At 74.7% G+C, this 7,970-nt stretch carries 7 protein-coding genes; all 7 read left to right on the top strand.

Features of this window, described 5'->3' with window-relative positions:
* Window positions 1-561 precede the first annotated feature (561 nt).
* On the top strand, window positions 562-855 hold the full coding sequence (locus ACIQOV_RS16965) for a hypothetical protein (protein ID WP_401049248.1): 294 nt from the start codon (window positions 562-564) through the stop codon (window positions 853-855).
* A 101-nt stretch (window positions 856-956) separates the two neighbouring features.
* Window positions 957-2,456: a DUF2637 domain-containing protein gene (locus tag ACIQOV_RS16970; protein WP_401049249.1), complete on the top strand. Its 1,500-nt coding sequence runs from the start codon at window positions 957-959 to the stop codon at window positions 2,454-2,456.
* Between the two features lie 16 nt (window positions 2,457-2,472).
* Window positions 2,473-2,823, top strand: a complete 351-nt coding sequence (locus ACIQOV_RS16975; protein WP_401049251.1) for a hypothetical protein — start codon at window positions 2,473-2,475, stop codon at window positions 2,821-2,823.
* An 11-nt stretch (window positions 2,824-2,834) separates the two neighbouring features.
* Window positions 2,835-3,221, top strand: coding sequence for an ATPase (locus ACIQOV_RS16980; protein WP_401049252.1), 387 nt, complete (start codon window positions 2,835-2,837; stop codon window positions 3,219-3,221).
* An 11-nt stretch (window positions 3,222-3,232) separates the two neighbouring features.
* The gene (locus tag ACIQOV_RS16985; protein ID WP_401049254.1) at window positions 3,233-3,472 is read left to right on the top strand and encodes a hypothetical protein; all 240 of its coding nucleotides are present in this window, start codon (window positions 3,233-3,235) and stop codon (window positions 3,470-3,472) included.
* 90 nt (window positions 3,473-3,562) lie between these two features.
* On the top strand, window positions 3,563-5,221 hold the full coding sequence (locus ACIQOV_RS16990) for a hypothetical protein (protein ID WP_401049256.1): 1,659 nt from the start codon (window positions 3,563-3,565) through the stop codon (window positions 5,219-5,221).
* Window positions 5,222-5,317: 96 nt separating this feature from the next.
* Window positions 5,318-7,429: a hypothetical protein gene (locus tag ACIQOV_RS16995; protein ID WP_401049258.1), complete on the top strand. Its 2,112-nt coding sequence runs from the start codon at window positions 5,318-5,320 to the stop codon at window positions 7,427-7,429.
* Window positions 7,430-7,970: the final 541 nt, after the last annotated feature.

The following is a 7,970-nucleotide window of genomic DNA, read 5'->3' on the forward strand; positions in this document are numbered from 1 at the left end:
CCCCTCGGGGGTGTGGGGCCGAACGGGACGCTGACCAGGCCGATTCGTACGGCTGGATGGCGAAACCGGGAGTACAGCGGAGTCCCAACGCACGTGGCGGGATGAGACAGACCGCCCCCGAGGCGACCGGGTGATGTCGCCGGCGGCAGCGAGCCACGCAACACCCCCGAATCCGGGGGTGCGCCGCCCTGCTGGTGCTGAGCAGAGAGAGGCACCGGACCAGGCCCGAGAGACTTGACGCCCGTAGGACGGGCAACCCCCAAACCACCAGCCCCACCAGGGCTTTGGCCTGAGGAGGGCGCGCCCATGGGCATGCCCCAGAGCTGTATCCGGCCCCGCCGCTGACCAGCGGGCGGGGCTCACCGATCTCAGTCGCGTTACCAGCGATCACGGTCCCCGGCGCGCGCCGGCCGCCCTCGCGGCGGCGGACGCGCGCCGGGTTCCGCGGCTGCTCGTGAACGACGAGAAGCCGAGCCCACACAAGGCGGGCCGCCGCGCTCCGGCCAAGGAACGCGCGGCGGCCCTGCGGGCCCACCCCTCAACACGAAACGAGGAAGACCCATGAAGTCGATTGTTGCAGGGCAGACGGCCCTGACGGAGGACGAGTTCGCCGAGCTGGCGCTCGGCCTCGTCGCGGACTCGGAGTTCGCCCGGCTGTTTACCGGGGTGCCCGGTGAGAGCTCGGTCGAGCGCGAGGCCCGGATGGACGCGGCGGACGACGTCTTGGCGGACCTGCGCCGGGAGGACCCGGTGCTGGCCGCCTACGCCGAGCGGCTGCTGAGCATGGCGCCGGTGCCGCTGCGGCGCCCGGCCGTGATCCGCCGCACCGCCAGCGTCGAGCGGGTGGCCGCGTGACCACCATGACCGCGCCGACAGGCGTTTCGGGCCCGGCCGCCGCCGCTTCAACCGGGCGGCCCGCCGCTTCAGCCGCACGGGCGGGGGCTTCGGACAGGCTGATGCTGGGGGTGGCGATCCTCGCCGCCGTCGGCGGTGCGGCCCTCGCCGGGATCGGCTTCAGCGGCTCCTACAACGCGCTGAAGGACCTCGGTTTCAGGCACAGCTTCGGGGACTTCAGCTACGCGTTCCCGATCGGTGTGGACGCCGGGATCGTGGCCCTGCTCGCCATGGACCTGCACCTGATCCGCAAGGGCGCCCCGGCGCCGTGGCTGCGGCTGCTGGCCCACACCTTCACCGCCGCCACGATCTATTTCAACGCCGCCTCCGCCGGGTCGCTGACGGCGAATCCGACCGGCACCGCGATGCACGCCGTGATCCCGGTGATGTTCGTGGCGGTCGTGGAGGCCGGGCGGCGCCTGGTCATCCGGATCACCCGGATCGAGGCCGGCCACGGCCGGGACGGGGTGCCGCTGCACCGCTGGATCCTCGCCCCGTGGCCCGCATTTCTCATGTTCCGACGGATGCGCCTGAACGGCATCGCCTCCTACGACCGGGCGGTCAAGCTGGAGCAGGAGCGCCTCGTCTACCGGGTGATGCTGGAGCGCGACCACGGCAAGAAGCTGAAGGACGCGCCCTCTGACCTGCTGCTTCCGCTCACCATGGAGCGCTTCGGCCTGTCCGTGGACGAGGCTCTGGCCCTGCCCGCCGAGGCCGAGGAGCAGGCCCGGCTGCGGGACGAGCGCAAGGCCGCGTTCGAGGCCGAGGTCGCCGTCCGGGCCGAGGCCCGCGCCGCCGAGCTGAAGATCTCCACGCTTCGCACGGTGGGCCGGGTGGAGGCCGCCGGGTACGAGGTCGGCGCCGAGACCGCCACCGCCAAGGCCCACGCCCACGCCCGAACCGTGGCCGCCGGCCGGGAGGCCGAGGCCGCCGAGCGCCTCGACCAGGCGACGGAGGAGCTGGCCGCCGCCGAGGCCGAGCAGGAGGCCGCCGACGCCCGGCTGCGCGCCGCTGAAACCGGCAAGGCCGCCGCCGAAGCGGAGAAGACCGCCGCTGAAACGCGCGCCCGTACCGCTGAAACGAACCGTGCCGCGGCCGACGACGAGCAGGCCGAGGCCGACGCGAAAGAGGCCGCCCAAGCGACGCGTCTGCGTGCCGCTGAAACGGCCAAGCTCGCGGCTGAAGCCGAGGAGGAGGCCGCTGAAGCGGTCAAGCGCAAGGCCGAAGCCGACCGCGACACCGCCGACGCCCGGCGCGTCCAGGCAGGGCACGAAGAGGACGCGCACACGGCCCGGCTGCGTGCCGCTGAAGCCCGCGAGCGCGCCGCTGAAGCCGAGTTGCGCGCGGTCGAAGCGGAGGACGCCGCGAAGCTGACCCCCGCCGCCCGCGCCACCCGCCGCGTCGCCCGGATGATCCTCGCCGCCGGTGGCAACCCCGAGGCCGTCACCCTCCAGGCCATCACCGAGGCCCTCGACGTCTCCCCGGCCACCGCCTCGGCGCGCCGGGCCGAGGCCGCCGAGCTGATCGCCTCCGGCTACACCCCGCACGCCACCACCGCCTGACCCGGAAGGACCCGCCATGCAGACCGACACCTCCCGGACCGGCCCGGCCGTCACCGACCAGATCGGCGCGGCCAGCGCCCTGCTGACCATCCTCAGGGCCCACGCTGACCTGCCCACCCCCCTGCCGGCGCTGCACCAGTTCCTCAAGCTCAGCACCGGTATCCCGTGGGGTGCCTGGGGCGTGCAGCTCTCGCTGCACTGCGGCCTCGACGCGTTCGAGCAGTGGCGGGAGGCCCTGGACCTGGACCCCGCCACCACCGACAGCGGTGAGAACGGCATCACCCGCTGGCTGACCGTCTACGGCACCCACCAGGGCGTCCCGGTCGAGGTGGCCGGCTTCTACACCCTGCCCGACACCGGCGAGTAGGGGCACTCACCATGTCCGTGACCGAAATCCAGGTCGTCAGCTTCGGCTACCTCCACGGCCCCCCGCCCGAGGCCCACCTGACCCTCGACCTGCGCCGCCACTTCCGCGACCCGCACGTCGACCCGGCCCTGCGCCACCGGACCGCCCACGACCTGCCGGTGCGCCGGGCGGTGCTCGCCACCCCGGGCATCCGCGAACTGATCACCGCCGCCGCGCTGCTGGCCGACGCCTACGACGCCGGGCCCACCGAGGCGCCGCTGACCATCGCCGTCGGCTGCGCGGGCGGCCGGCACCGCGCCGCCACCGTCGCCCAGTCGCTCGCCGCCCGCCTCCGCAAGACCGGCACGACCATCCACCTCACCCACCGCGACCTGGCCAAGCCGGTCGTCGAGCGCTGAAGGAGCACCACGTGACCACCGCACCCGGGCCCGTTCCCGTCGAGCCCACGCACGCCTGGCTGATCACCCTCCAGCGCCCCGTCGAGCGCGGCGTCCTCGCCACGTTCACCACCGAGGGCACCTACACGGCCAAGCCCGGTGCCACCCGCCAGAGCGCCTACCGCGAGATCCGGGCCCTGCTCGACCGGCAGCACCCGGAGTTGGCCGGCGCGAACGTCCTGTTCTTCTCGCTGGAGCCGAACCGGCTCTGAGCAGTCTCAACGACCCGGAACCGCCGCCGTGCTCGCCAGCTGCCGGCGGTTCCGGGTCTCCCGTCCTCGCAGAGAACCGGAGCGCTCATCATGTCCGAACCGGTGGCCTCGACGCTGGTCGAGGTCGTCCCCGCGCCCCAGAACCAGCCACCCCCCGACCCGAAGCCCAAGCCCACGCAGCCGCCCGTGTCCTCGCCGGGCGGCGCGGTGCCGGGCGTCCCGCTGGCGGTGGCCGTCGCCAACGCCCTCGGGGCCGCCGGCGCCGGGGCCGCATCGCTGGGCGGCGGGGCCGTCGCCGTGGTCGGTGCCGCCGCCGGTGCCGCCGCGATAGGCGGTCTGGCCCGCAAGGCCCGCAACCGCCGCACCAACCCCCGCCCCACCGGCACGGCCGCCGCCCATCGGGCGGGCGGGGCGGGTGGCCTCTTCACCCCGCCCGCCCGCGGCTTCGCATCCTCCAACTCCGCCTCGCCGCCGCGCCGTTCGGCGAACCTCGTTGGCTCGGCCTCCCGGTCCGGCTCCGGTTCGGCCGACCGTCGGGGCGGGGCCGGTGTTCCCGCCCACCACACCGCAGACCCGAAGGGACGGCCCGGCATGCAGCGAACGGCCGGAACCACGCACACCGCCGCCCACCGCGCCGGGGCCGTCGGCTCGCCCGGGCAGGCCGAGCGTCCCGCCGCCCGGGGTGCCGGTGCCGGGTACCGGCCGCCCGCGATCGCGCACACCCTGGCCAAGGCCGCCTCCCGCCTGCCGGGCCTCCAGGACCCTGCCCAGCCCGGGCAGGCCGCACAGCGCGCACAGCGCCGGGACGAGCGACTGGCCAAGGTCGCCGAGCGCACCGCCCGCCGGGTCGCCAAGGGCCAGGCCAAGGCCCTCCAGGCGGCCGGGATCGACCCGTCCACCGGCGCGGGTGCCCGCCCGAAGAGCCCGGCCGCCGCGCGTGGGCAGATCACCCCGGTGCAGGCCAAGGCGCTGAAGCGTTCGGCGATGCGCCACCGGGCCCGGATGGGCGGCACCGCTCTCGCGACCGGCCTGCTCGGCCTCGGTTCGGCCCTGGTCGGCAACTGGCGCCACAAGGGCCGCGTCTCCGGCCACATGCGGAGCGTGTGGCGGCGCCTGGCCGAGCGCGCCCGCTCCGTCCGCGACGCCCGCGACGCCGCGATCCTCGGCCGCGGCGACACCACCACCGACCCCGACACCGGGCTCGCCGGTGTGCCGGTCCCGGCCGAGACCGTCAACATCCCCGGCCGCCCCACCCCCGGCACCGACCCGGCCGGCGCCGACGGCCTCGTGTTCGAGGTCTTCGGCCGCCCCTGCCGCCCCGACACCACCCCGGTCACCGAACCGATCACCCTCGGCAAGCCCACCGTGAAGGAGACCACCGTGACCACGCCCATCGACGGCACCGCCGCCACGTTCAGCCTCACCTCCGCCGCCGACGTCCTCCTCCAGGCCGCGACCACCTTCGACCCCGAGACGATGGTCGAGTTCGGGGCGTTCGCCGACGAGCTGCCCGTCGCCTACGGCACCCTCCAGGAAGTCCTGCGGGTCCTCGCCGAGAAGGCGTCCGAGCAGCTGCCGCTGGACGCGGTCGTGGTCGAGGAGATCAGCCACGGCTACCAGGCCATGGGCCGCGTCGTCACCGCGCTGGAGGAGGTCGCCCCGGCCTTCCGCCAGGCCCACGCCGAGGACCTGGAGCGCCACGAGAACCCGCGCAACGGCCTGGAGGCCGAGCGGAAGTGGAACGTCTGACCTGACCCGCCGTCGCCTCCCCAGCACCCACACCCCCAGCCGGGCCGTCCACACCCTGTGGGCGGCCCGGCCCCTTCCCGGCTGGAGACCGCCACCATGACCAAGAACACCAAGAACCACGGCCCGCGCCTGGACTGGAGCGCCGGGCACGGCCTGCTGACCGGCACCCTCAACGCCACCGCCGGCGCCTTGTCGACCACCGCGCTCGGCCACGCCACCGGCATGCCCGCCGGATGGGCCCTGGCCGCCGGCGCCGCCGGAGCCCTCGGCACCATCGGCGCCGGCCTGCGCAAGCGCCTGACCGGCGCCACCCTCGCGTTCCGGGGCACCTGCTGGATGGCCGCCGGGGGCTGGTCGTCCTGGGCCCTCGCCCACGGCGGCCCCTGGCAGTGGCCCGAGCTGGGGTCGCTGGCCGTCGCCGGGATCGCCGCCGGCACCCTCGGCGCCGCGTTCGCCGCGCACGAGGAGGTCGAGCAGGCCAAGCGCGCGCACCTGCTGCTGATCGGCGCCCGCCGCCAGCTCGCCGCCGACTGGACCGACCGCATCAAGCGGGTCTGCTCGGTGGAGGTGACCGTGCTCGGGATCGAGCACTGGCCCTCCGGCGCCGGATACACCCTCGAACTCGAACTGCCCGAGGGCGGTACCACCCGCCGCGCCATCGCCGACCGCTCCGAAGCCCTCGGCTCCGACCTCGACCTGCCCGGCGGCTGCGGCCTGCAGGTCATGCCCGGCATCTCCCGGCGCCGCGTCCTCATCCAGGTCACCACCAAGGTCCTCACCGACCAACTCCTCTTCCCCATCGAGGAGATCAAGGAGACCACCACCGTCAACAACCCCATCCCGATCGCGCTGCTTTCCGACGGCGCCCGGGCCGAGATGGACCTGCGGCAGGCCTCCACGATCGTCACCGGCCCCACCGGCACCGGCAAGACCAACTGGCTCCACACCCTCATCGCGAGGCTCGGCCAGACCAACGACGTGCTGGTGTGGGTGATCGACCTCAACGGCGGCTCCATCGGCCTGCCCTGGCTCAACGCCTGGCGCGACGCCCAGATCGGCCGCGAGGGCTCCCACTGGGCCAATGCGGACATTCCCGTCCCGGGCGTGGACTGGGTCGCCTCCACCATCGAGGAGGCCAAGCGCATGCTCGCCGTCGCCGTGCGGATCGCCAAGTCCCGCAAGGTCGCCTACCAGGACGCGATGCGCGACGCCAACGACGACAAGCTCCCCGTCTCCCCGAAGATCCCCGAGATCGTCATCATCATGGACGAGGGCGCCGAGGCCGCCGCCAGCCGCGAGGCCCGCCAGATCATCGCCGGGGTCTCCGAAGTCGTGCGCATCGCCCGCGCCATGGCGATCCGCGCCGTCATCTCCGTCCTGCGCGTCACCCAGGACGTCCTCCCCGACCCGCTCGTACGCAAGATGGCCTCCAACCGCCTCGCCACCGGCGCCCTGGAGGACAGCGAGCTGGGCCACCTCTTCGGCTGGCGGGCCCTGCGCGCCGAGGACTCCTTCTCCGGCCCGGGGTCGGTACTGGTCGGCATCGAGGGCAAGCAGCCCGCCAAGGCCCGCCAGCCGCGCATCACCCCCGACATGATCGAAGAGATCAGCGCGGCCACCGCCCGCCGCCGCCCCGCCCTCGACACCCCTTCCCTCGAAGCGGCCGGCACCGACTACACCGACCGCTGGACCATGGACCGCTGCGGCCACCTCTGGGCCAGCACCGAGGCCGTCACCGCCGCAGCCACCCCCGCCGGGGCGACCACCGCGTCCGGCCCCGCGCCCACCGGCCCGGCCCAGGGCAGCGCCCCCGCCGGTGGGTGGAAGGCCACCGCCGGATGGGACAAGCCCCCGGCCGCACCGGCCGACGAGCTGGAGTCGATCTGGCTGCTGCCCTCCGCCACCAAGGACGCCCCCACCCCGGACGGCACCGACTGGGCCGACCCGTCCACCTGGGCCACCGGCCGCGACGAGTCCGTACCCGAAACCCCGGACGCGAAGGACGCCGCCCTGCAACTGCTGCTCGACGCCGGACCCGAAGGCACCGGTGCCAGCGCCATGGAGAAGGTCCTCCAGCCCCGGTTCGGCACCCGCCGTCAAGCCATCGCCGGATGGCTCAAGACCTGGGCCGAGACGGGCGAGGCGGTACGCGTCGGCGAGGGCAGCAAGACCCGCTACGTCCACCGCGACCACGCCCCCGGCGCCTGACCCGACCGCCTGTCCTGTCGCCTGTCGCCGCCCCCGGACAAGGGGTCATTCGCCTGTCGCGCGGCCTGCATCCCCCCTCTGACCTGCGGACGACAGGCGACAGGACAGGCGACAGGACAGGCACGCGACAGGACAGACGACAGGCCACACGACAGGCGAACCACCCCGCCCCGGCCGCCCGCCGGGGCGGCCCCTGACGCCGCTCACAGCCCCCTGGAAGGACCCGCCGTGATCGTCTCGCTCAGCATCACCATCGTCTTCGCGATCCTCTCCGCCGTCCTCATCCGCGGCCGGCGCGTCTCCCTGCCCACCGCCCTCGTGCTCTGGCTGAGCGGCTTCACCCTCGCCTCCACCGGCATGGCCGACCCGGTGAACAACATCCTCACCACCGTCACCCGGATCGTCTCCGGCCACTGGGGCCCCCCCCCCCCCCCCCCCCCCCCCCCCCCCCCGCGCCCCCCCCCCCCCCCCCCCCCCCCCCCCCCAAAACACCCCAACCAAACCCACCCCACCCCCCCCCCACCAACCCCCCCCCCCCGCC

It is taken from the genome of Kitasatospora sp. NPDC091257 (genome assembly GCF_044757675.1).
Classification (GTDB): domain Bacteria; phylum Actinomycetota; class Actinomycetes; order Streptomycetales; family Streptomycetaceae; genus Kitasatospora; species Kitasatospora lactacystinica.

Bases quoted from the DNA above. Each gene is read 5' to 3' on its own strand.
- ACIQOV_RS16965 (WP_401049248.1), top strand. From the start codon at position 562: ATGAAGTCGATTGTTGCAGGGCAGACGGCCCTGACGGAGGACGAGTTC.
- ACIQOV_RS16970 (WP_401049249.1), top strand. From the start codon at position 957: ATGCTGGGGGTGGCGATCCTCGCCGCCGTCGGCGGTGCGGCCCTCGCC.
- ACIQOV_RS16975 (WP_401049251.1), top strand. From the start codon at position 2,473: ATGCAGACCGACACCTCCCGGACCGGCCCGGCCGTCACCGACCAGATC.
- ACIQOV_RS16980 (WP_401049252.1), top strand. From the start codon at position 2,835: ATGTCCGTGACCGAAATCCAGGTCGTCAGCTTCGGCTACCTCCACGGC.
- ACIQOV_RS16990 (WP_401049256.1), top strand. From the start codon at position 3,563: ATGTCCGAACCGGTGGCCTCGACGCTGGTCGAGGTCGTCCCCGCGCCC.
- ACIQOV_RS16995 (WP_401049258.1), top strand. From the start codon at position 5,318: ATGACCAAGAACACCAAGAACCACGGCCCGCGCCTGGACTGGAGCGCC.